The following is a 21,630-nucleotide window of genomic DNA, read 5'->3' as shown; positions in this document are numbered from 1 at the left end:
GTTTTTATCGTTTGGACCAGAAGTCGCGCTGCACGCGCAGCACTTCATCCTCGACTTCCGCGATCGGGCCGAGCAGTTCGACCGGCTTCTGGCAATGATCGTAGACATAGCGCGACGAGACGCTCATCGTCGGATTCTCGGCGTGATTGCCGGTGGCTTCGAGCAGACGCGCTTCGGTGAGTCCGTACACGACGCGTCCGATGTTGGCCCAGTACGCCGTGCCCGCGCACATGCAGCACGGCTCGACCGACGTATAGAGCGTGCATCCCCACAGATACTCCGGCGTGAAGTTGAGCGCCGCGACACGCGCGAGCACCGACTCGGCGTGATTCACCGTATCGACGTTGCCTTGCTCCATCAACACGGTTTCCTGATCCGGCCCGACCAGAATCGCGCCGAACGGATGATGGCCGAGCAGGGTCGCGCGCTCGGCGACGGCGCTCGCGTGCCGCAGATGCCGCACGACCTGCTCGCGCGTGGGCGTGCGACCTTGCGGCGGAAGATCGTCGTGTCGGGTGCTGGGCGTGGTGATGGGCATGTAGGCGTCTCCTTCGCATGCTGATGGGAAGGGCAGGATAGCGCGGCAAAAAGCCGGGTGATTACGCGTGCGGCGATAGCGGGAATAAGCGCAAGGTGAGGGTTTTCGGGAGCGGGTGCTGGCTGGGGGCGCTCAGCCGCGCCCGGCGGGGCTTGGCGGCTTCCGCGCGCAGCCGAAAGGTGAGGGTTTTCGGGACCAGCGCTCACGCCTCCTCACTTTCGCCTAATTCCCCGTCCCTAAACTTCGATCCATGGTTGCGGCGACACCGCCCGACATCGACAAAAGGAAAGGGGAAACGACATGACCCGACTTAACGTTTCGGCACGCAGTAGCATGCTTCTCAAGCTTTCGGTGTTGAGCGTCGTCACCGCGCTCTCGCTGGGCGTCGGCTCCGCGCCGGTCTATGCGCAGTCGCTTCCGATGGACAACCCTCCGGCTGCCCGCGTACAGCCGCTCGACATACGCACGCTGCACGATCGGCTGAACCTCACCGCCGATCAGGAAGTCCGATGGCAGGCCGCGCTCGACGCGATGCGCCAGAGCCATGCTTCCGAGCGCATGAACGCCGATCAGATGCAGGCGCGCATGCAGACGATGCTCAAGCAGCCGATTCTCGATCTCTCCGCGCTGCACTCGATGGATGAGAAGGTCCGGCAGCAGGACGCGCCCCTATCCGAGCAATCGGCGAAGGCCTGGCTCATGTTCTATAGCGGACTGAACGATCAGCAGAAGACCACCTTCAGCGATGCGATCAGGCCACAGTTCGAAAACATCGCGCATCATCCGGCGCGGCCCTACGATCCGCGAACCGGGCTCTGACGCGATGATGCCTGGAGTGTGTCGGGAGTTATGCTAAGGAACGCAAAGTTGCTTGGCTAAGGTGCCTGATATGCTTCGGGCTCTTCTTTCGCCGGATCCCGTTGTCGTGTTGGTCTATTAGCACTGCCCCTGTGCGGGGCGGCAGTCACTTTCTTTGCTGCTGCAAAGAAAGTAACCAAAGAAAGCAGCCTGATACGCCCGCGGTCACACGCAATTTGGGTAGTCTTCTCCTCGCTCGTGGCGTCCATAGCGAGTGCCCTCGTAGGCCTAACTGGGCTTGGACCGCGCACGGTCTGACACGTCGCGCCGCGTAAGTGGCTGGTTCAGCACGAAATAGCTCCGGCCCGCTTCGCGGCCGATGGGTCAATCGGGTCTGCGTGTGCTTCTGCGTTTCCCTTTTCTCGTCGGTTTCCCTTGCATACCCAACGGCAGCGCGCAGCGCTGTGCCGAAGCTATTTCGTGCTGAACCAGCGCACGATAAGAACTAGCTAGTCAGACCGTGCGCGGTCCATGCCCGGTTAGGCCTACGAGGGCACTCGCTACAGAGGCCACGAACAGCGAGAAGAACACCCAAATTGCGTATGACCGCGGGCGTCTCGAGCTGCTTTCTTTGCCTACTTTCTTTGCAGCAGCAAAGAAAGTAGGTGCCGCCCCGCACAGGGGCAACGCTAACCGACCGACACGCCAACGGGATCCGGCGGCTAAGCCCCGCCCGTAAAGATCGGCCCTTGCCCCCCCGGCATGAACGCACGCGGCGCGTGATCAGCACTTGCACCGGACTGATCACGCGAAGCCGTCGCCGGTGCAGGATCGCGCAGCGTGACGGCCGTCTCGGACGTAATCGGCACGCTGGGCTGCGCAAGCAGCTCGGTCTTGCGCATCGAGCCCGCCGAAGTCCCGAAGTAATAGCCGATGATGCTGATCCACGCGGTACCGAGCGCGCCCACCACGACGTTCACGAGATCGCGGTTCGCTTCGGGCAGCGCGCGCAGCGCCATCAGCAGCAGGATGCCGAAGAAGCCGGCCGTGACGCTCATCGCGAGCACCTTCGGCACCCAGTCCTTGTTCGCGATGCCCATGGCGCGCGCATCGGCGCGATCGCCCGCCGCGATGCGCGCCATGTCGGCTTCGAACGACAGGCGCGCCTGCGCCGCCGCCACCACGAGTTGCTGCAACTGCAACGAGTTCGCGCTTTCCGCCTGACTGATTTTTTCCAGCGCGGCGGGGTCGTTGAGCGCGGTCTCGACGACATCCGGATCGCCCGGCGTGCCGAGCGCATGCGAGATGATCGCGGCCGCCGTCGTCACACCGAGCCCGACCGGCCCGCCGATGAGACCCGCCAGAAGAGGCGCCTTCGCGCCGATCGTTGCCGCCACTTTCGACCAGTCCATCATGCTGCTCCCAGAAGAAGATTCGTCGCCATGCGCTCGGTCCAGCCGCGGCTGAACGTCGGCCAGGCATGCAGGCCCTTCAGATAACGCAATCGATAGGCAATGAAGCGCAATACGAAGCGCATCGGATCGGCGGCTTTCACGGCATCGACGGTATCGGGGCCGAACTTGCCGTCTTCCTTCGCGCCCGATGCCTTTTGCATCCACAGCACGACGAGGCCGCCGTTGTAGTTCGCATCGAAAATCTGGAAGGCGACGCGCGGATCGAATTCGTCGAGATGCAGCGGGTCCCAGTACTTCTGCTTGGCGATGCGTTTCGCGAGTTCGAGCGGCAGGTCCTTCATCGCGCCCGCATAGCCGTAGCCGCGCGCGACGCGCGCCGTCACGCCCCACATCGTTTCGCCGCCCGGGTCCGCCGGATGGAACGAGTAACCGCCTTCGCTGCCGATCAGCGCTTCGAAGGCGTCATCGAAACTGTTCATGGTGATCTCCTTGGCGCCTGCACGTGCCGCCGGAACTTCGCGAGTCGAACCGCGGCGCCGGAAGAAACGGGCCGGCGCGCGAGGCGACCGGCCCGGTCGCGTCAAACAGTGGCAGGCAGTCATGACGCGACGGCAGGGCTTAATGCACCAGCCGTGCCAGATCACGCGTGAAATGCATGCGAGCCTTGTGTGACAAGGCTCGGCGGGCGCAAGGAGAAGGGCGGAGAAAAGCGAACTGTCGTGCGCCGGCGAACGCTTTTGGAGGGCGTATGTTCGGCCTGCGCAGACAGCGATCAGTGGATCAGTGGATCAGTGGCTCAGTGCGGGGCGGGCGCGAGCGACGTGTCGGCTTCGCGCTCGTTCGTGCGGATCGCGATGACCGCGAGCAGCGCTGCGGCGAGCGGCACGGCGAGCGTCAGATAGAAGCCGCTCGGTCCGCCCATGTTGAGGAACGCGCCGCCGACGGCCGATCCGGCGATCGCGCCCACGCGCCCCATGCCGATGGCCCAGCCGGTGGCCGTCGCGCGCAGCGTCGTCGGATACGCGCCGACCACGAGATAGTTGAGCGCGATCTGTTGCCCGCCGATGCCGAGCCCGGCCGCGCCCGCGAGCGTGAACACGAGCCCCCACGACGTACCCGCATACGCAAGCCCGATGGCAATCGCGATACCGAGTGCGAGCAACGCGATCAGCAGGCGCCGCGTGCTGATCTTCGGCAACACGATGGAAAGCGGAATCGCGCAGACGATGAACACCGCGTTCACGACCACCGTGCCGAGCGGCGCCTGCGCGGCGGGCAGGCCCGCGGCCTTCAGCACGGTCGGAAGCCACGACAGGAACATGAACCACGCGATCCAGTTGAAAAAGTAGACGGCCCAGATCGCCAGCGTGTTGCGCGCGTTGCCTTCGCGAAAGAGCGCGGCGACGCTCGCGCGCGTGCTCGCCTCATGCACCGCGAAGCGGGCGTCGTCGGCGAGCGGCCAGGTCACGATGCGCGAAAGCATGTCGCGCGCGGCGCGGTGATCGTCGCGCGAACGTGTCACGAGGTAATGCAGCGATTCCGGCAGCGCGAACCAGAGCAGCACGAGCAGCGCGAGCGGCGCCGCACCGCCGACGATGAACACGCCTTGCCAGCCGATCACGGGCATCATGCGCGCGGCGAGCAGGCCGCCGAGCATCGCGCCCGCGGGCAGGCCGAGCAGCACGCCCGTCATGATCGCGCCGCGATGCCGCGCCGGTCCGAATTCCGCCGCGAGCGCGAGCAGCACCGGCGTGCAGCCGCCCATGCCCAGTCCCGCGATGAAGCGCAGCACGAGAATCTGCTCCGTGCCGCTCGCGAACGCCGTCGCCAGCGATGCGATGCTGAACAGCGCGACACCGCCGAGCAGCGCCGGACGCCGCCCCACGCGATCGCCGACGAGCCCGAGCGTCATCGCGCCGATGGTCATGCCGAGCGTGCCCGCGATCAGGATCGGCGCGAGATCGCCGGGCGCAAGACCGAAGGCCGCGACGATGGCGGGGCCCGTGTACGCGATGGCCTGCGTGTCGAAGCCATCGAAGAGGGTGGTCGCGAAGCACAACAGGAAGATGGCCCACTGAAATGGCCGGATGCGTTCCTTGTCGATCAGCGACGCGATATCGAGAGGCGTGCTCATGGTTATCTCCGTTCTTGGTATCCGCCGGAGCGTACGAGAGCAACGCGCGCCGCGTCCAATACCGATGCGGACTAGGCCCATACCGTGCGGGTATGACGCGCTCATTCGATGCTCATTCTCCGTCCCTACGATGTGATTCAACCAGGCGGCGCGGTCTCATCGAAAACACTCGCACCGCTTTTCGTCGACCACGTTTCATCGAGGAGAAGAGTCATGCGCCACTATCCATCGGACAGTCCCCGTGCGGCCGCGCGCATCGTCGTGATGTCGCTGATCGCGGACGGGCATATCGGCAGCGCCGAAGTGGAAGAGCTCGAACGGCGCGGTTTCTACGCGCGTCTCGGGCTCGATCCCGGCGAGCTGCATGAGATCGTGCAGGAGGTGTGCGAGGACCTCATGCGTGATGCGTATCTCAGTTGGGAAGAGGCGTGCCGCGTCGATCCGCATGTCGTGCAGCAGCTCGCCAAAGAAGTGCGCTGCGAGCGAATGCGACGCGATGTGCTCACGCTCTGCGAATCCGCGGTGGTCGCGGACGGCGTGATGACGTTCACCGAAGCCGCCGTGATCGATGCGGTCAGGCGCGCGTGGCGCATGCACTGAAGCGCGCGACGTTCGACACAAGGAGACGACATCATGCAACAGCACATTCTCGTCGCGGTGGGGCCGGGCCTGAGTCATGCCGCGCTCGCGCTCGGCATCGCGCGGGCCCGCGAATTCAACGCGCGCCTCACGGCCCTTCATGTGGTCGACCGTATGCCGTTCTGGGCCGTATCGTCCGCGCAGCATGATTTCGGCGCGGCGTTCGCGCACATCGAACAGCTCGCGCGCGAAGTCGAAAAGCGCACCTTGCAGGCGATACGCGCATCGAGCATCAACGGCCTGTGCGTGACGATGGACCTGCCGAGCGGCACGACGCTCGCACGCACGATCGCGCAGGCGGCGCGCGAGTTCGATGCGGACCTCATCGTGATCGGCCGCAGCAGGGCCACGAACTGGCGCTTCTGGGAAGAGCGCGTGTCCGATGCGGTGAGCCGTCACAGCAACCGGCGCGTGCTGATCGCCACGAATCACGCGGACAATGAAGCGCCCGTTGCAACAAAAGCGACACCGTTACGTTTTACCATCGGCGATTCGACGCAGCACGCCACTAGCCCATCGTACAGTTCGAGAGGAAGCTCGCCATGCCGGATCGCATCGTCAAACCGTCCCGACGCACCTTGCTGAAGGGACTCGTTTCCGGCACGGGACTCGCCCTCACGGGCGCGGGTCTCGCCGATGCACTCGCGCAAGGCGTCGCGCCCGCCGTCGTCACCGCCGACAAGCTGCGTCCGCAACTGCCCGGCGGCGTGATGAGCGGCGACGTCACCGCGACGAGCGGCATCGTGTGGAGCCGCGCGGACCGGCCGGCGCGCATGATCGTCGAATATTCGACGAGCGAGAACTTCAGGACGTTTCAGCGGCGCATCGGGCCGGCGGCGCTCGAGGGCAGCGACTTCACGGCGCGCGTCGATCTCACCGGCCTGCCGCCCGGCGCGGACGTGTTCTATCGCGTGCGCTTTCAGGATCTCGTCGATGGCAAGGCGCATAGCGAGCCCGTGACGGGACGTTTGCGCACGGCATCGCTCGATGCGGACAAGCCGGTGTGCTTCGTCTTTTCGGGCGACGAAGCCGGGCAGGGCTGGGGCATCAACGAGCGTTTCGGCGGCTATCGCATCTATGAAGCGATGCGCCGCGAGTCGCCGGATTTCTTCATCCATCAGGGCGATCAGATCTACGCCGACAGCGTGATCGAAGCCGACGTGCGTCTGCCCGATGGCACGCTGTGGACCAACCTCGTCACCGAAGGCAAGTCGCACGTCGCGCAGACGCTCGACGATTATCGCGCGGCCTTCGCCTATAACCAGCTCGACAAAAACAAGCGCCGCTTCGCCGCCGAGGTGCCGTTTATCGTGCAATGGGACGATCACGAAGTGCGCAACAACTGGTATCCGGGTCAGCGCATCGGCGAGGCGGAGAAGCGCTATCAGACGCGCTCGATCGATCTGCTCGAAGCGCGCGCGAAGCAGGCGATGTTCGAATACAACCCGTACCGCATCAATCAGCTCGATCCGGAGCAGGTCTATCGCGGCTTTCAGTTCGGCCCGCTGCTCGACGTGTTCATGCTCGACGAGCGTTCGTATCGCGGCGCGAATTCGCCGAACCGGCAGACGCGTCTCGATGCCGATGCGGCGTTCCTCGGCTCGCAGCAGACGGCGTGGCTGAAGGCATCGCTGAAGGCGTCGCGCGCGACGTGGAAGGTGATTGCGAGCGACATGCCGATCTCGCTCGTCGTGCCCGATGCGAACCCCGATGTGCCGAAAGGCACGTTCGAAGCCTGGGCCAACGCGGAAAACGGCGCGCCGCTCGGACGCGAACTGGAGCTGGCGGAGATCCTGCGCTTCATCAAGCAGGAGGACATCCGCAACGTCGTGTGGATCACGGCCGACGTGCACTACGCGCAGGCGACGCACTACGATCCGTCGCGCGCGAAGTTCACCGAGTTCAAGCCGTTCTGGGAATTCGTCGGCGGCCCGATCAACGCGGGCACCTTCGGCCCGAACGATCTCGACATGACCTTCGGTCCGGAATTGCGCTACGTGAGCGTGCCGAAGGACAACCCGCAGAACCGCTCGCCCGCGGCGCTGCAACAGTTCTATGGCCGCGCCAAGATCGATCCCGCGAGCCGCGCACTGACCGTCTCGCTGCATGATCTGAATGGCCGCTCGCTCTACGAAGTCAAGCTCGATCCGGAGGCGTGAAACTGGCCTGCCCACGTGGATGCGAAGCGTTCATGGACGCTTCGGCCTGCGTTCGCGCACACTGACGGGCATTCGAACGGACCCGCAACCGCCATGAACGGCCACGTCTTTTTCAGCACGAATCTGCTGATCGCTTACTCGGCGTATTTCGTCGGCACGGCAAGTCCCGGGCCGAGCAATCTCGCGATCATGTCGATTGCGAGCACGTCGGGGCGGCGCGCGGCGTTCGCGTTTGCCGCGGGCGTGATGTCCGGCTCGTTCTTCTGGGCGATGCTCGCCGCGCTCGGCCTCTCCGCCGCGCTGACGGCGTACTCGGGCTTTCTCATCGGCGTGAAGATCTGCGGCGGGATCTATCTGCTGTGGCTCGCGTTCAAGTCGGGGCGCGCGGCATGGAAGCCGCCGGCGCGTCAATCATCGGCGGATGCGCGGGGACAAAGCGGCCGCAAGCTCTACGCGCGCGGCGCGATGCTGCATCTCACCAACCCGAAAGCGATTCTCGTGTGGATGTCGGTGGCGGCGCTCGGATCGTCGGCGGGCGAGGGGCCGGGGCATATGCTCGCGGTGGTCGCGGGGTGCCTGTGCATCGGCGCGTGCGTGTTCGGCGGCTATGCCGCGCTCTTTTCGATGGCCGCCGCGCGGCGCATCTACAAGCGCATCCAGCGCGGTCTCGATGCCTGCCTCGCGCTCGTGTTCGGCGCGGCGGGCATTCGGCTGCTGACTTCGCGCGTGTAGCGGATTTGCCGCATCTTTTGCGGTTCGGCTTTGCTTCTGGACGATCGGCGGCTACGCTCAAGGCACACGCCTGAACAATCGCCAGAACGATGCCCACCGACGATTCCCCGCGCCAAGCCCATCCTATTCAACACGAAAGCGCAGCGGCGCTGGGCGCGCTTGCCCACATCATCCGCGATGCGTTCGGCGCGCTGGGGCGCGAACTCGTCGCCATCAGACCGACGCCGGCGCGCGCGCTCTTCGCCACGCAGGCGATGTTGTCGGTCGGACTCGCCGTAGCGCTCGCCTATGCGTTCCACCTGAGCAACATCTGGTGGGCGGCCATCAGCGGCTTTGCCGTCATGCAGTCGAAGTTCTCGGCGTGCGCGCAGCGCGGCGTGCAGCGCGTGGTCGGCACGGTCGCGGGCGCGCTCATCGGCGCGGTGGCGGGGCCTGTGATCGGCGACATGCCGTGGTTTTTCGTGCCGCTGCTCGGCTTGATCGTGGGCGTGTCGGTGTATCGCGCGCTCGTGTCCGACGCGGGCTACGCGTGGGTGCTCGGCGCGGTGACGGCGCTGATGGTGACGTTCGAGGCGCATCGGCTCGTGTCGGCGGCGGCGACGGCGTCGTTCGCGCTGCTGCGGGTGGCGGAGGTGATCGTCGGGACGGTAGCGAGCGTGGCCGTGTCGGCGCTGTTTCATGCGGGCGTGCAGCACTATCGGAAGTCGCGCGGGACGGCGCCGGTGCCGCGCGCGCAGGCGGCATCGACGGTCGATCGCGTCGATGGCGTCAACGCGCAGACCGTCACCGTGATTCCTTCCGATGCCGCGCAGGCCGTGCAGGCGCTCGATGCGATGCATATCGCGCGCGCCGAGCAGACCGCGCTCGCGATGCGCAAGCGCCTCGCGTGGCAGGCCGCGTGGTCGGTGATGATTCTGGCGGCGCTCGCCTACACGTGGAATCTGCCGGGCTTCGCGCAGGCGATGGTGACGGCGGTCGCCGTGCTGATCCTGCCCGCATCGGCGCTCGGCAAGCCGACGCACAAGCCGGTTGCGGAGCGCATGGTGCAGCGGTTCATCGGTTGTCTGCTGGCGGGCGCGGTGAGTCTTGCGCTACTGCCGGTGCTCGGCGAGAACGCGTTCGCCTGCATGATCGCGCTGTGCGCCGGCGTGTGGATAGGGTGCCACGTGCAGACGGGCGCGCAAGGCGCGAGCTATGTCGGACGGCAGTTCAGCATCGCGTTCATCATGGTGTTCGTGCAGGATCATCATTGGTCGTCGGATCCGATGCCGGCGGCCATGAGGCTGGCGGGGATTCTGGGCGGGGTCGTGGTGCTGTCGGGGGTGATGGCGGTGGGGGCGGGGTGGAGGGCGAGGCGGTCGCCGCACACCGCGATGCGGTGACACCGCGCCACCCGCACCGCCGTGTACATCGCGATTCAGCGATTCAAGCCTCTTCCGCCCAGGCCTGATTCTCCCGCGCCATCAGCGCGCTGGACGCCGCGGGCCCGAACGTCCCCGCCGTATATCCACGCGGCCGATCGCCCAGTTCCTTCCAGCCATTGAGGATCGGTTCGACCCACGTCCACGCCGCTTCCAGTTCATCGCGCCGCATGAAGTGCGTGAGCCTGCCGCGAATCACGTCGATCAACAGGCGCTCATACGCCTCGGCGCGCCGCTGCGTCATCGCCTGCTGGAGATCGAGATTGAGCGTGACCGGCTGCATATGCATGCCGCTGCCCGGCTCCTTTGCCATCATCTGAAGCTGAATGGATTCTTCCGGCTGCAGCGTGATGGTGAGCCGGTTGCCGTAATGACGCGGGCCGTCCGGAATGATCGAGAACGGCAGGTCCGCGAAGTCGATGACGATCTCGGAGCGGCGGTTCTGCATGCGCTTGCCCGTGCGCAGGAAGAACGGCACATTGGCCCAGCGCCAGTTGTTGATATGCGCGCGCAACGCGACGAAGGTTTCCGCGCGGCTGTCGGCCGGCACGTTCGGCTCCTCGAGATAGCCCTTCACCGCCTCGCCGCCCACCGCGCCCGCCGTGTACTGGCCGCGCACGGTATCGCGCGCGGTATCGGCGACGGTCATCGGCCGCAGCGATTTCAGCACCTTCAGCTTCTCGTCGCGCACGGCGTCCGGATCGAGCGATACGGGCGGCTCCATCGCGACGATACACAACAGTTGCAGCAAGTGGTTCTGCACCATGTCGCGCAATGCGCCGGTGTGATCGTAGAAGCCCGCGCGGCTGCCGACGCCCACCGTCTCCGACACCGTGATCTGCACGCTCTTGATGTACGGCGCCTGCCACAGCGGCCCGAAGATCGCGTTGCCGAAGCGCAGCACCATCAGGTTCTGCACCGTTTCCTTGCCGAGATAATGGTCGATGCGATAGATCTGCTCTTCCTTGAAGTGCTTGCCGACCGCATCGTTGATCGCGCGCGCGGAGGCGAGATCGTGACCGAGCGGTTTTTCCAGCACGACGCGCGCGTGGTCATCGAGAATGCCGGCGCTGTCGAGGTTCTCGCAGATGGTGACGAACAGTTCCGGCGACGTCGACAGATACAGCACGCGCTGCGAGCCGGGCCGCACGGCCTGCGCCAGACGCTGGAAGTCGCCGGGGTTTTCCACGTCGACCCGCACGTAGTCGAACAGCGCGAGGAATTTGTCCCACGACTGCGCATCGAACGCCTTGGCGTCGATGAACGGGCGCGCCTGTTCTTCCATGAAGTTTTTCAGGTAATCCTCGCGCGCCCAGTCCTTGCGGCCGATCGCGAGAATGCGCGTGTCGGCGGGCAGGTTGCAGTGCATGTGCGCCATGTAGAGCGCAGGCAGCAGCTTGCGCGCCGCCAGGTCTCCGCCGCCGCCGAAGATGATCATGTCGAGCGGGCGTTCATTCGAGGGAGAAGTTGGATTCGTCATGGTGCGTGAGCCGGTAAAGGTTCAGGAAAGCCGAAAGCGCGGCGATCGGTGCGATCGTTCGAGACAGCTATGTTGCATGTTTTGCCGGCATTTTGCACGGCAGTCGTGCTAACGGCCGTTCGATTCGACCGACGATGGACGAAATGTCACCGACAGCGCGTATGTTTAGCGCGCCTTAGCGCAACGATTCATCGGCCCGCAGGGTGGCCACGGCGAGGTCGAGAAACGCGCGCACCTTCTGCGTGACATGGCGTCCTTCGCGATGCACGAGATGGATCGGCAAGGGCGGCGGCTCGAATTCGGGCAGCACGATGACTAAGCTTCCCTCGTTCACATGCTGCGCGATCTGATACGACATCAACCGCGCGATGCCGAAATCCGCGAGCGCGGCGGCGATGGCCGAATCGTTGGTGGTCGTCGTGAAGCGCGCATGGTTGCGCACGAGAATCTGCCGCTCGCCGTCGTGCAGCCGCCATTCCGGCGGCGTCGACGAGCCCGTCGACGCAATCACGACATGCGCGGCGAGATCGTCGGGATGACGCGGCGTGCCGTGCTTCGCGAGATAGGCGGGCGACGCGCACAGCACGCGCCGCACGCGCCCGACACTGATCGCCTGCAACGATGAATCCGGCAGTTGCGCGATCCGCACCGCCACGTCGATGCCCTCGTCGACGAGATTGACCACGCGGTCGACGAACCAGCAGTTCGCATCGGCTTCGGGATAGCGCTGGAGGTAGTCGAGCACGATCGGCGTGACGTGCAGCCTGCCGAACATCACCGGCGCGGTGATCGAAAGCAGGCCGCGCGGCGACGAGTGCGTGCCTGTGGCGGAGAGTTCGGCGGAGTCGATGTCGCCCAGGATGCGGCGGCAGTCCTCGAAATAGCCGCTGCCGGCGTCGGTGAGGCGCACGACGCGCGTCGTGCGCGTGAGCAGGCGCACGCCGAGATGCTCTTCCAGCTCCGTCACGACGCGGCTCACGACGGAAGGCGAGACGTCGAGCTTGCGCGCGGCCGAGGCGAAGCCGCCGGTTTCGACCACCGTGACGAAGGTCGTCATTGCCTGTAAACGGTCCATGAGAAAGCACGAGGCATGCGGGCTTGAAGGATGCCGTGCATTCTCGGGGATATGCGCGCGGGGCACAATCGTTAAAGATCCAGCTTGAGCGCGTCTCCTTCTTCGGCGGCCGGCATCGCGCAGCAGATCAACGCTTCATCGTCGCCGACATGGAACGCGGGCTCGCTTTCATACGACACCGCGCCCTGCACGATGCGCGTGCGGCATGTGCCGCAGGTGCCGCCCCGGCAATTGAACTCCGGCGCCAGGCCGCTCGCTTCCGCGAGTTCCAGCAACGTGCCGCCGCCCGGTTTCCATTGCGCGCTCGTGCCCGACTTCAGGAATTCGATCTTCACCGGTTCGGTCGCGGCGGCGCGCATCGGCTTGACGTCCGCGCCGCGATCCGCCGTGCGTTTCAGCGCCGACGGTCCGAACGCCTCAGCATGAATGCGCGTATCGGCGACATTGAGCGCGCGCAGGCCGTCGTAGATCGTCTGCATGAACGTGCCCGGCCCGCACAGATAGAAGTCGTAGTCGTTGAAGGGCAGGCGGCTCGTCAGCAGATCGATGTCGATGCGCCCCGATGCGTCGTAATCGCGCGTCAGGCTTGCGCCGTCCGTGTCGCTCAGCACGCGGATCACGTTCACCGCGCCGCCGGCGCTTTGCTCGAGCGCGTCGATTTCCCGCGTGAACGCGCGGCTCGCGAGCGAATGCGCCGACACGATCATCCAGACCGGCCGCACGCGCCGCTTGCGCAGGCCTTCGTAGACGATGTGCCGCAGCATCGCGAGCATCGGCGTGATGCCGACGCCCGCCGCCATCAGCACGGCGGGACGCCGCTCGAACGGATCGATCGTGAAGTCGCCCGCGGGCGCGCGCGCTTCGATCACGCCGCCGACTCGCAACGTGTCGTGCAGATACGCGGACACGCGTCCGCCGCGCTTCACGCTGATCCGGTACACGCCGTCCGACGGCGCGACCGAGAGCGTGTAGGTGCGAATCACCGGCTTCGCTTCGCCCGGCAGCGTCACGCGAATCGGCAGATGCTGGCCGGCCAGATGCGGCACGATGCCCGCGTCGTCGGCGGGTTCGAGATGGAAGGAGCGGATCGCATCGCTTTCATCGACGATCTTGCTCACGCGGAACGTCCGCCACACGTTGGCGAGCCCGGCGGCCTTGAGGCGCTCGGCCACTTGCGCCCAGTCGCCGGTCATCAGCGAATTGGGCGATGCGCCGTCGCCGCGCGCCTTCCACCGTATCGGCAGCGCTTCTGCGCGATACACGATGCGGCGCGGCGTGAAGCGCCACAGCCGCTCCGCGCCCTGGAACGCGGCGATTTCGGGCGAATCGAGCAACACTTCGGCGTCGCCCGCGAGTTGCAGCACGTCGCCGCTTTCGAAGTCCGCGAACACGAGGCCCGCGCGGCCGTTCACGAGAATATTGCCGAGCGTGTTGAAGAACAGGTTGCCCGCGAAATCGGGAATGGTGAACGAGCCGTCGTCCGCGAGACGCACGAAGCCCGGCTTGCCGCCGCGATGCGACACGTCCACTTGCCGATGCCCGTCCTCCCGATCGAAATACGACGCGACGAAGAACGTGTCCGCGTCCGCGATCATCGCCGTGGCGCGCGGCGAAAGCGCGTCGAGCACGACCGGCGGCACGGGCGAAGGCGCGGCCGGATCGCGCACGAAGTCGAAATCGCGCAGCTGGATGTACTGCGGGCAATTGCCGTAACTCTGCTCGACGGCCACGGCGAATTCGGCACTGGCGGCGTTCGCGCCGTCGCGGCGGATCACGCCGTTCATGCGGTTGCGCCGCCGCGTGTGCAATTCGATGCCGAGCAGCCCGACCGATGCGCCGTCGTCCATGCCGGCGTCGGCGGGATCGAGCGGATCGCGCGCGCGGCTCAGCGACAGCGTTTTTGCGTCGGGCGTGTGCATGAAGCCGGGATGCCCGGCGATGAGCGTCGCCCACGGATCGCCGTGTTCGTCGACGGCGCCCGCCACGATGAACGGCAACTGCGCGAAGAACTGGCGATGCTGGTCCGGCATGTAATCGCGCACGACGCGCCGCCCGACGCTCTCCATGCGCTCATGCGCGCCGAAGGCCTTCTGGATGGCGATTTCACCGCGATGCCACGGCGAAGGCGTGGCGACGGAAGCTGTATTCGGGAGCACGGAAGTGGACATGATCGTATGCCTCTTCGAGTCAGGCGCGGCGGCGAGCCGCCGCGCTCACTTTACGCCGCGAGACCCGCGGCCGTCTTTTGAAACGGAAGGAAACCGGGCAGCGCCTCGACACGCTTGAGCCACGCGTTCACGTTGGCGTAAGCGGCGAGATCGACGTTGCCTTCGGGCGCGCTCGCAATGTAGCTATAGAGCGCGACGTCCGCGATGGTCGGATGCGCAGCGCCGATATCCGCGATCCAGTCGCGGTTCGCCAGTTCTGCGTCGATCACTTTGAGCACGTTGTGCGCGCGGGCGATGACTTCGTCCGCGTCGAATTTCGCACCGAACACCGTGATCAGGCGCGCGGCGGCGGGGCCGAACGCGATCTGGCCCGCCGCGACCGACAGCCAGCGCTGCACGGCGGCGGCTTCGACGGGCGTGTCGGGCAGCCATTTCGCGGCGCCGGATTTCTTTGCGAGATAGACGAGAATCGCGTTCGAATCGGCGATGACCGTCTCGCCGTCCACGAGCACAGGAAGCTGGCCGAAGCGGTTCAGTTTCAGGAACTCGGGCGTCTTGTGCGCGGCGGCAGCGAGATCGACAAATACTTCCTCGTGCTCGATGGAAAGCAGATTGAGAAAAAGTCGCGCGCGATGAGAATGGCCGGACAGCGGATGGTAGTAGATCTTCACGGCAGGTTCCCTGATTCGGTTGGCGGCCGGGAGAAGTCCCGTCCTGTGAACCAAGTATGGGTTCCTGCGCAAAGAAGGAGAATAACAGGCAAATTCAAATCACTGTTCTCGATACGAGAACAGTGGCGCGTTTCCTACGACGCTGGCGAAGCGCCGCAGCCGCGCTCAGTTCGGCTTGGTCACGTTCGCCTTGTTGCCCGCGAGCGGCGAGCCGTAGCCGCCGCTGCTCGCGTTGTTCGGCAGGCCGTTGACGAGCTGAGCGCGCGGATCGCTGGGATTGAGATTGAGTTCGCCGGCCTGCGCGTTGCCGTGCGTCGGATACTGGCTGCCGAGCGGCGCGTCAGGCATGAGCTTCGTGTTGTTCTGCGGCGCGTACATGTCGGTTTCGACGCTCGGATGCAACTGCGCGAAAGCCGAAGTAGCGGCAAAGACCGAGGCGAAAACGATTGCGATACGGGGCACTTTCATGGCGGACTCCTGCGAAGTCTCATTCAGTGTAGTCCGCGAGCACGATGAAAATCGCCATCACCCTTTCGCCAACCAGTCCAGCGTTTGTTCGTTCGCGCCGCCTACTTCCGGTGCTTTTTGAGCTTCGCCTTGCGCTTCGGCCTGTCGTCGATGATCCGGATGCGATGCTTGTCCTTCATCTTCTTCCATTGCCTGCATTCGTCCTTCGTGCGCAGGCAGCCGATGCAAAAGCCGGTCTTCTCGTCGAACTTGCAGATGCTGATGCAGGGTGAATCGACTGCCATGATGTCCTTTCCATGAACGGCGGCGATCGTCAATGTCGCACGCGCCGTACCCACGCATCCAACTGATAGTTTCGATCGTGCCGATAGACCGGTCACCGCTCCCGTACTTGCTCACCATTGCAACGAATGCAGTAGAATTCGGCTCCCGAATAGTCTCACCTCATCAGCGTCGGCGTGGCCGCGGCGGCATGGGCCTTGCTTGAGTACCGGCTGATCCCTGCACGTGGTCCGCGTGCCGCTCGCTCCGCCTCTCACCGCCTCATACATTAACGAGCCGTTCCCATGCCGCAAGCACCCGGGCCGCGCCGGCCACCCGCGAAGATCCTGCCGCCCGAAGCGCCCGGCGTGCGCGCGCTGGCGTCGCTGGTGACGGGCGTCATCATCATATGTGCGCTGTACTTCGGGCGCGCGGTCATGATCCCGATCATCCTCGCGATTCTGCTGAGCTTCCTGCTCGCGCCCTTCGTCGACTTCCTGCGGCGGCTGCGCCTCGGTCAGGTGCCGTCGGTGATGGTCGCGGTGGTGATCGCGCTGTCGGTGCTGACGGCGGTCGGCGCGCTGATCGGCGCGCAGGTTGCGCAGCTCGCGGGCGATCTGCCGAAGTATCAGGTGGCCGTCGAGCGCAAGATCGAAAACGTGCAGCGCATGACGGTCGGCCGCGCCGATGAGTTTCTCGGCCGCGCATCGCGTGCGTTGAAGCGCCTTTCCCCCGCGCGCGAGCAAGAGCCGAAGAACGAGGACAATCCGGCCGCGTCGCCGATCGATCAACCGATGCCCGTCGAAGTGCACGAGCCCACGCCGACGCCGCTGGAGCTGGCGCAGCGCTTTCTGTCGCCTATCATCAGTCCGCTGGAAACCACCGGCATCGTGCTCGTGGTCGCGGTATTCATCCTCCTGCAGCGCGAGGATCTGCGTGACCGCCTGATACGGCTCTTCGGCTCGCGCGACCTGCATCGCGCGACCACCGCGATGGACGAGGCCGCGCGGCGTCTGTCGCGTTATTTCCTCGCGCAGCTCGGCATCAACGTGAGCGTGGGCATCATCATTTCGATCGGGCTCGCGATCATCGGCGTGCCGGGCGCGCTGCTGTTCGGCGTGATGACCGCGCTGCTGCGCTTCGTGCCGTACGTCGGGACGTGGATCGCGGCGATCGTCGCGGTCGTGTTCGCGGCGGCGGTCGGCCCCGGCTGGGCGATGCTCGTGTGGACCATCGTCCTGTTCGGCGTGACGGATATTGTCGCGGGCCAGGTCGTCGAGCCGCTGCTGTACGGGCACAGCACGGGCCTGTCGCCGTTCGCGGTGATCGTCGCGGCGATCTTCTGGAGCTGGATCTGGGGACCCATCGGTCTCGTGCTTTCGACGCCGCTCACGCTGTGCCTCGTGATTCTCGGGCGTCACGTCGACCGGCTCGAATTTCTCGATGTGCTGTTCGGCGACCGGCCCGCGCTCACGCCCGCGGAAAACTTCTATCAGCGCCTGCTTGCGAACGATCCCGACGAAGCGCTGGTGCAGGCCGAGACGCTGCTCAAGGAGCGCTCGCTGATCGCCTATTACGACGAAGTCGCGCTCGAAGGCCTGCGCTACGCCCACAACGACGTGCTGCGCGGCGTCGTGACGGCGGATCAGTTGCGGCGCATAAACGAATCGGCGCTCGACATCATCGAAGGGCTGGAAGATGCCGATGACACCGCCGTGAGCATCGAACGCAGGGACGTGCCGCCCGCGAGCCTCGATTCCCCCGACGATGCCTCGAACCTCGCGCACGAAACGCCGCCCGCGCGCTTCGACGCCGAGCAGGAAGGGCATACGGCGTCGGTGCTGTGCATCGCGGGCCGCAGCGAACTGGACGATCTCGCGGCGACCATCGCCGTGCAGCTCTTTCGCAAGCACGGCCTGTACGCGGACCTCGCGGGCTACGAGCGGTTCTCGCGCGGACGCTTCAGCGAAGTGGATCTCGCGGGTGTGTCGATCATCTGCGTGGTGTCGTTCGACGCGGCCGAGTCGCCGCCGTATCTGCGCAATCTGCTGCGACGCCTGCATCAGCGGGCGTCATCGGCCGAGCTGATCGTCGGACTCGTGTTTCCCGAAAGCCCGCTGCAAGGCGAAGTGCTGGTGCGAACGAGTTCGGCGGCGGTGTCGTTCAAGGAACTGGTCGACGCCTGCGTGGCCGCCGCGCGACGTCAGTCCACCGACGGCGTGCCGTGGGCGGGTCTCAGCGACGCGGGCGCCGAAGCCGCGCTGAATGGCCCGGGCGAGACCGTGCCCGAACTGCGCAACGCATGAGGCGTCGCGCGCTTACCGGTTGCCGTCGAACAGATCGTTGAGCATGGTGTCGAAGGCCGCCTGCGCGTCTTCGAGTTCCTGGAGCGCGGCGTCGAAGGTCTGCAGCGCGATCTGCGACGGGCGGCCGTCGCCTTCGGGCGGAAACTGCGTCTGCAGCGCGAGGAAGGCGGACTGAACCTGGCGGGTCGCGTTGACGATACGTTCCATCGCTCGCGCTTCTTCCGCGCGATTGTTCTCAGCGGTCATCGGAGACACTCCTTGTGGGCAATGCTCCGATAGTACCAAGCGATGCGCGTTCAGGCCTTCGCGACGGTGAAAAGCCGCACGGCTTCATCGAGCACGACGGCGCGCTCCGCGAGGCGCTTGGCCGTGGCCGCCGCCTGCTCGACGAGCGCGGCGTTCTGCTGGGTCGAATCGTCGAGATGGGCGACCGCCTGATTCACCTGCGCGATGCCGTCGGCCTGTTCGCCGCTCGCCTTCGCGACTTCCATGATGATCGTCGATACGCGGTTCACCGCTTCGTCGATCGCGCGCATCTGGCTCGTCGTGCGCGTGACGAGGCTCGTGCCTTGCGCGATCTGCGCGACGCTCGTCGCCACCACGCCTTCGATTTCCTTCGCCGAAGCCGCGCAGCGCTGCGCCAGATTGCGCACTTCGGTCGCGACCACGGCGAACGAGCGGCCCGCCTCGCCCGCGCGCGCCGCCTCGACGGCCGCATTCAGGGCGAGGATATTGGTCTGGAACGCGATGCCGTCGATGACATCGGTGATATCCGCGATGCGTCGCGACGCCGTCGTGATGCCCGCCATCGTCTGCTCGACCTGACTCGCGATGCGCGCGCCGTCGTCGGCCGCGGCCTGCGCTTCCTTGACGAGCTCGAGCGCGCGGACGGTGGCGTCGGCATTGCCCTGCACGGTCGTGGTCAGTTGATCCATCGTCGCGGCGGTCTGTTCGAGCGATGCGGCCTGCATCTCGGTCCGGCGCGACAGGTCCGTGTTGCCGCTCGAAATCTCGTTGGCGGCGTCGAGCATGCCGCCGATCTGGCCGCGCACGTCGAAGACGATCGCCGCGAGATTCGCCTTCAACTGGCCGAGCGCGCGTTGCACGTCGCCGAGATCGTCGTGGCGCGCATCGGGCATGTCGACGGTCAGATCGCCGGCGGCCATGCGCGCGGCGAAGCCGGACATCGTGCGCACGGGCGCATCGACCTGACGCGACAGCGCGATCCATCCCGCGAGACTCACGGCCGAACTCACGCCGAGCGCGATCCAGAGCGGCAGCGGCGGCGCGCCGCGCCAGCCGGCCAGCGCCGCGATCAACGCGCTCACGGGCGCGGCGGCGAACGCCGTGCCGAGACGCGCGCTCACCGGCATGTGCGCGAGCGCCGCGAGCCTGCCCGCGAGACCATGCTTCACGAGCGCGCCGCGCACGAGTTTGTGCGACGCGTGGCCGGCCTTCATCTGCGCGTAGAGCGCGGTCGCCTCCCGCACTTCATCGTGCGCCGGCTTCACGCGCACCGAGAGATAGCCGACGACCTTGCCGTGCTCCATCACCGGCGTGACGTTCGCGCGCACCCAGTAGTGATCGCCGTTCTTGCGGCGGTTCTTGACGAGCGCGGTCCACGAACGGCCGGCGCGCACCGTCGCCCAGAGATCGGCGAAGGCTTCGCGCGGCATGTCGGGGTGTCGGATGATGTTGTGCGGCTGCCCGATCAGCTCCTCGCGCGAGAAGCCGGATACCGACACGAACGCCGGATTGCAGTACTGGATGTTGCCGGAGAGATCGGTGGCGGAGACGAGCATCTCCGAGGCGGGGAATTCGAACGCTTGCTGGGTGACGGGTTGGTTGTTGCGCATGATGTCCTTGGCTCTGTCGATGCGCACGCCGCCTGGTCCACCGGCGGCGCGCTTCGAATTACAAGGACATAACGGCCTTTATCCCCACGATCTTTAGGGGAATCGGAGAGAAAGGCTCAAGTGCGGCGGAATGTCGCCGATAGGCTCCGCTTGCCTTACTGCGCGCTCCATCCCCCGTCGATCTGCAGGGCCGAGCCGCGCATTTCGCTGGCGGCGTCGGAACAGAGGAACACGGCCATGTCGCCGATTTGCTGCGCCGTAACGAATTGCGCGGACGGTTGCTTGTCGCCGAGCAGTTTCGCGCGGGCGGCGTCGGGCGTGAGCGAATCGCGCGCGGCGAGATCGTCGATCTGTTTCTGCACGAGCGGCGTGAGCACGAAGCCCGGGCAGATTGCGTTGACGGTCACGCCGGTGCGGGCGTTTTCGAGCGCGGCGACTTTCGTGAGGCCGAGAATGCCGTGCTTGGCCGCGACATAAGCCGACTTGCCTGCCGAGCCGACCAGCCCATGCACCGACGCGATGTTGATCACGCGGCCCCAGTTGCGCGCGCGCATCTGCGGCAGCGCGACGCGCATCGTGTGGAACGCCGAGCTCAGATTGATGGCGATGATCGCGTCCCAGCGATCGACCGGGAATTCATCGATGGTCGCGACGTGCTGGATGCCCGCATTGTTCACGAGGATATCGACGGCGCCGAACTGTTCGTGCGCGAAGGCGATCAACGCTTCGATCTCTTGCGGCTTGGTCATGTCGGCGGGGTGGTGCACGGCTTTCGCGCCGGTGGCTTCGATCTGCTTCAGGGCGGGGGCGGTATCGCCGAAGCCGTTGAGCACGAGGTTCGCGCCGGCCTGGGCGAGCGCGGTGGCAATGCCGAGGCCGATGCCGCTCGTCGAGCCGGTGACGAGTGCCGTCTTTCCTTCGAGCGATTTGTTCGATGCGGGTTGGGTCATGGGCGGTTTTGTCTTTCCAGATGGTTTGGGTTTGTTTCGAGGCCATTGCTTGGCCCGGCGCTTTGGTTGGTCTTGCTCTGGTTGAGAGTTTGGCTTGACGGTTGTGGGCGCGTAATTAGGGTTGCCGATGGGTTTTTTTTCTCGCAGGATCCCGTTGTCGTGTCGGTCTATTGGCGTTGCCCCTGTGCGGGGCGGCAGTCACTTTCTTTGCTGCTGCAAAGAAAGTAACCAAAGAAAGCAGCTCGAGACGCCCGCGGTCACACGCAATTTGGGTAGTCTTCTCCTCGCTCGTGGCGTCTGTAGCGAGTGCCCTCACAGGCCACCTCGGGCTTGGACCGCGCACGGTCTGTCACATCGCGCCGCGTGCGTAGCTGGTTCAGCACGAAATGGCTCCGGCCCGCTGCGCGGCCGATGGGTACGTCGGGTCTGCGTGCGCTTCTGCGTATCCTTTTTCTCGTCGGTTTCCCTTGCCGACCCATCGGCAGCGCGTAGCGCTGTGCCGGAACTCTTTCGTGCTGAACCAGCGCACTAGGAAAACTAGCTCGTCAGACCGTGCGCG

General features: G+C 65.7%; 20 protein-coding genes. 7 read left to right on the top strand and 13 right to left on the bottom strand.

Annotation, left to right across the window (positions count from 1 at the left end; translation table 11 throughout):
• Positions 1 to 4 precede the first annotated feature (4 nt).
• A complete protein-coding gene (locus NK8_RS21405) occupies positions 5 to 538 on the bottom strand; it encodes a nucleoside deaminase (protein WP_213229555.1) in 534 nt (177 codons plus the stop codon).
• 333 nt (positions 539 to 871) lie between these two features.
• Here NK8_RS21405 and NK8_RS21400 point away from each other — a divergent pair, with 333 nt between their 5' ends.
• On the top strand, positions 872 to 1,357 hold the full coding sequence (locus NK8_RS21400) for a periplasmic heavy metal sensor (RefSeq protein ID WP_213229553.1): 486 nt from the start codon (positions 872 to 874) through the stop codon (positions 1,355 to 1,357).
• Positions 1,358 to 2,058: 701 nt separating this feature from the next.
• On the opposite strand, the gene NK8_RS21395 is transcribed toward NK8_RS21400, so the two are convergent.
• The 3 genes from NK8_RS21395 to NK8_RS21385 form a co-directional block, all read right to left on the bottom strand.
• Complete coding sequence (locus NK8_RS21395; RefSeq protein ID WP_213230485.1) at positions 2,059 to 2,748, bottom strand: hypothetical protein; 690 nt, start codon at positions 2,746 to 2,748, stop codon at positions 2,059 to 2,061.
• A complete protein-coding gene (locus NK8_RS21390; RefSeq protein ID WP_162068152.1) occupies positions 2,748 to 3,230 on the bottom strand; it encodes a glycoside hydrolase family 108 protein in 483 nt (160 codons plus the stop codon). The genes NK8_RS21395 and NK8_RS21390 overlap by 1 nt, the downstream gene beginning before the upstream one ends.
• Before the next feature lie 317 nt (positions 3,231 to 3,547).
• Complete coding sequence (locus NK8_RS21385; protein ID WP_213229551.1) at positions 3,548 to 4,885, bottom strand: MFS transporter; 1,338 nt, start codon at positions 4,883 to 4,885, stop codon at positions 3,548 to 3,550.
• Positions 4,886 to 5,098: 213 nt separating this feature from the next.
• Here NK8_RS21385 and NK8_RS21380 point away from each other — a divergent pair, with 213 nt between their 5' ends.
• From NK8_RS21380 to NK8_RS21360, 5 genes are all read left to right on the top strand, one after another.
• Positions 5,099 to 5,485, top strand: coding sequence for a TerB family tellurite resistance protein (locus NK8_RS21380; protein ID WP_162068151.1), 387 nt, complete (start codon positions 5,099 to 5,101; stop codon positions 5,483 to 5,485).
• Between the two features lie 33 nt (positions 5,486 to 5,518).
• Complete coding sequence (locus NK8_RS21375) at positions 5,519 to 6,109, top strand: universal stress protein (protein WP_213229549.1); 591 nt, start codon at positions 5,519 to 5,521, stop codon at positions 6,107 to 6,109.
• Positions 6,067 to 7,683 carry an alkaline phosphatase gene (locus NK8_RS21370; protein ID WP_213229547.1) on the top strand — a complete coding sequence of 539 codons (1,617 nt, stop codon included), beginning with the start codon at positions 6,067 to 6,069 and terminating at the stop codon, positions 7,681 to 7,683. The genes NK8_RS21375 and NK8_RS21370 overlap by 43 nt, the downstream gene beginning before the upstream one ends.
• Before the next feature lie 93 nt (positions 7,684 to 7,776).
• Positions 7,777 to 8,415 (top strand): LysE family translocator, encoded by a 639-nt coding sequence (locus tag NK8_RS21365; protein ID WP_213229545.1) that lies wholly within the window; start codon positions 7,777 to 7,779, stop codon positions 8,413 to 8,415.
• Positions 8,416 to 8,504: 89 nt separating this feature from the next.
• Complete coding sequence (locus NK8_RS21360; protein ID WP_213229543.1) at positions 8,505 to 9,797, top strand: FUSC family protein; 1,293 nt, start codon at positions 8,505 to 8,507, stop codon at positions 9,795 to 9,797.
• Positions 9,798 to 9,840: 43 nt separating this feature from the next.
• Here the strand turns inward: NK8_RS21360 and zwf are convergent, their stop codons facing one another.
• The 6 genes from zwf to NK8_RS21330 all read right to left on the bottom strand — a co-directional run bounded on the left by zwf (position 9,841) and on the right by NK8_RS21330 (position 15,982).
• The gene (gene zwf, locus NK8_RS21355; RefSeq protein WP_162068146.1) at positions 9,841 to 11,316 is read right to left on the bottom strand and encodes a glucose-6-phosphate dehydrogenase; all 1,476 of its coding nucleotides are present in this window, start codon (positions 11,314 to 11,316) and stop codon (positions 9,841 to 9,843) included.
• Between the two features lie 175 nt (positions 11,317 to 11,491).
• Entirely contained in the window at positions 11,492 to 12,391 is a 900-nt protein-coding gene (locus tag NK8_RS21350) for a LysR family transcriptional regulator (RefSeq protein WP_213229542.1), read from the bottom strand.
• A 71-nt stretch (positions 12,392 to 12,462) separates the two neighbouring features.
• Positions 12,463 to 14,559, bottom strand: coding sequence for a pyridoxamine 5'-phosphate oxidase family protein (locus NK8_RS21345; RefSeq protein ID WP_213229541.1), 2,097 nt, complete (start codon positions 14,557 to 14,559; stop codon positions 12,463 to 12,465).
• A 50-nt stretch (positions 14,560 to 14,609) separates the two neighbouring features.
• On the bottom strand, positions 14,610 to 15,230 hold the full coding sequence (locus NK8_RS21340) for a glutathione S-transferase family protein (protein ID WP_213229539.1): 621 nt from the start codon (positions 15,228 to 15,230) through the stop codon (positions 14,610 to 14,612).
• A gap of 165 nt (positions 15,231 to 15,395) precedes the next feature.
• Positions 15,396 to 15,698 (bottom strand): hypothetical protein, encoded by a 303-nt coding sequence (locus NK8_RS21335; protein ID WP_213229537.1) that lies wholly within the window; start codon positions 15,696 to 15,698, stop codon positions 15,396 to 15,398.
• A 101-nt stretch (positions 15,699 to 15,799) separates the two neighbouring features.
• Positions 15,800 to 15,982 carry a DUF1289 domain-containing protein gene (locus NK8_RS21330; RefSeq protein WP_213229535.1) on the bottom strand — a complete coding sequence of 61 codons (183 nt, stop codon included), beginning with the start codon at positions 15,980 to 15,982 and terminating at the stop codon, positions 15,800 to 15,802.
• Between the two features lie 282 nt (positions 15,983 to 16,264).
• Here NK8_RS21330 and NK8_RS21325 point away from each other — a divergent pair, with 282 nt between their 5' ends.
• Positions 16,265 to 18,265 carry an AI-2E family transporter gene (locus NK8_RS21325; RefSeq protein WP_213229533.1) on the top strand — a complete coding sequence of 667 codons (2,001 nt, stop codon included), beginning with the start codon at positions 16,265 to 16,267 and terminating at the stop codon, positions 18,263 to 18,265.
• A gap of 12 nt (positions 18,266 to 18,277) precedes the next feature.
• On the opposite strand, the gene NK8_RS21320 is transcribed toward NK8_RS21325, so the two are convergent.
• The 3 genes from NK8_RS21320 to NK8_RS21310 all read right to left on the bottom strand — a co-directional run bounded on the left by NK8_RS21320 (position 18,278) and on the right by NK8_RS21310 (position 21,071).
• On the bottom strand, positions 18,278 to 18,511 hold the full coding sequence (locus NK8_RS21320) for a hypothetical protein (protein WP_061175052.1): 234 nt from the start codon (positions 18,509 to 18,511) through the stop codon (positions 18,278 to 18,280).
• 50 nt (positions 18,512 to 18,561) lie between these two features.
• Complete coding sequence (locus tag NK8_RS21315; protein WP_213229531.1) at positions 18,562 to 20,121, bottom strand: PAS domain-containing methyl-accepting chemotaxis protein; 1,560 nt, start codon at positions 20,119 to 20,121, stop codon at positions 18,562 to 18,564.
• A gap of 155 nt (positions 20,122 to 20,276) precedes the next feature.
• On the bottom strand, positions 20,277 to 21,071 hold the full coding sequence (locus NK8_RS21310; protein WP_213229529.1) for a 3-hydroxybutyrate dehydrogenase: 795 nt from the start codon (positions 21,069 to 21,071) through the stop codon (positions 20,277 to 20,279).
• Positions 21,072 to 21,630: the final 559 nt, after the last annotated feature.

The sequence above is a fragment of the Caballeronia sp. NK8 genome, assembly GCF_018408855.1.
Lineage (GTDB): Bacteria > Pseudomonadota > Gammaproteobacteria > Burkholderiales > Burkholderiaceae > Caballeronia.
This window is presented reverse-complemented; position numbering and strand designations above follow the sequence as displayed.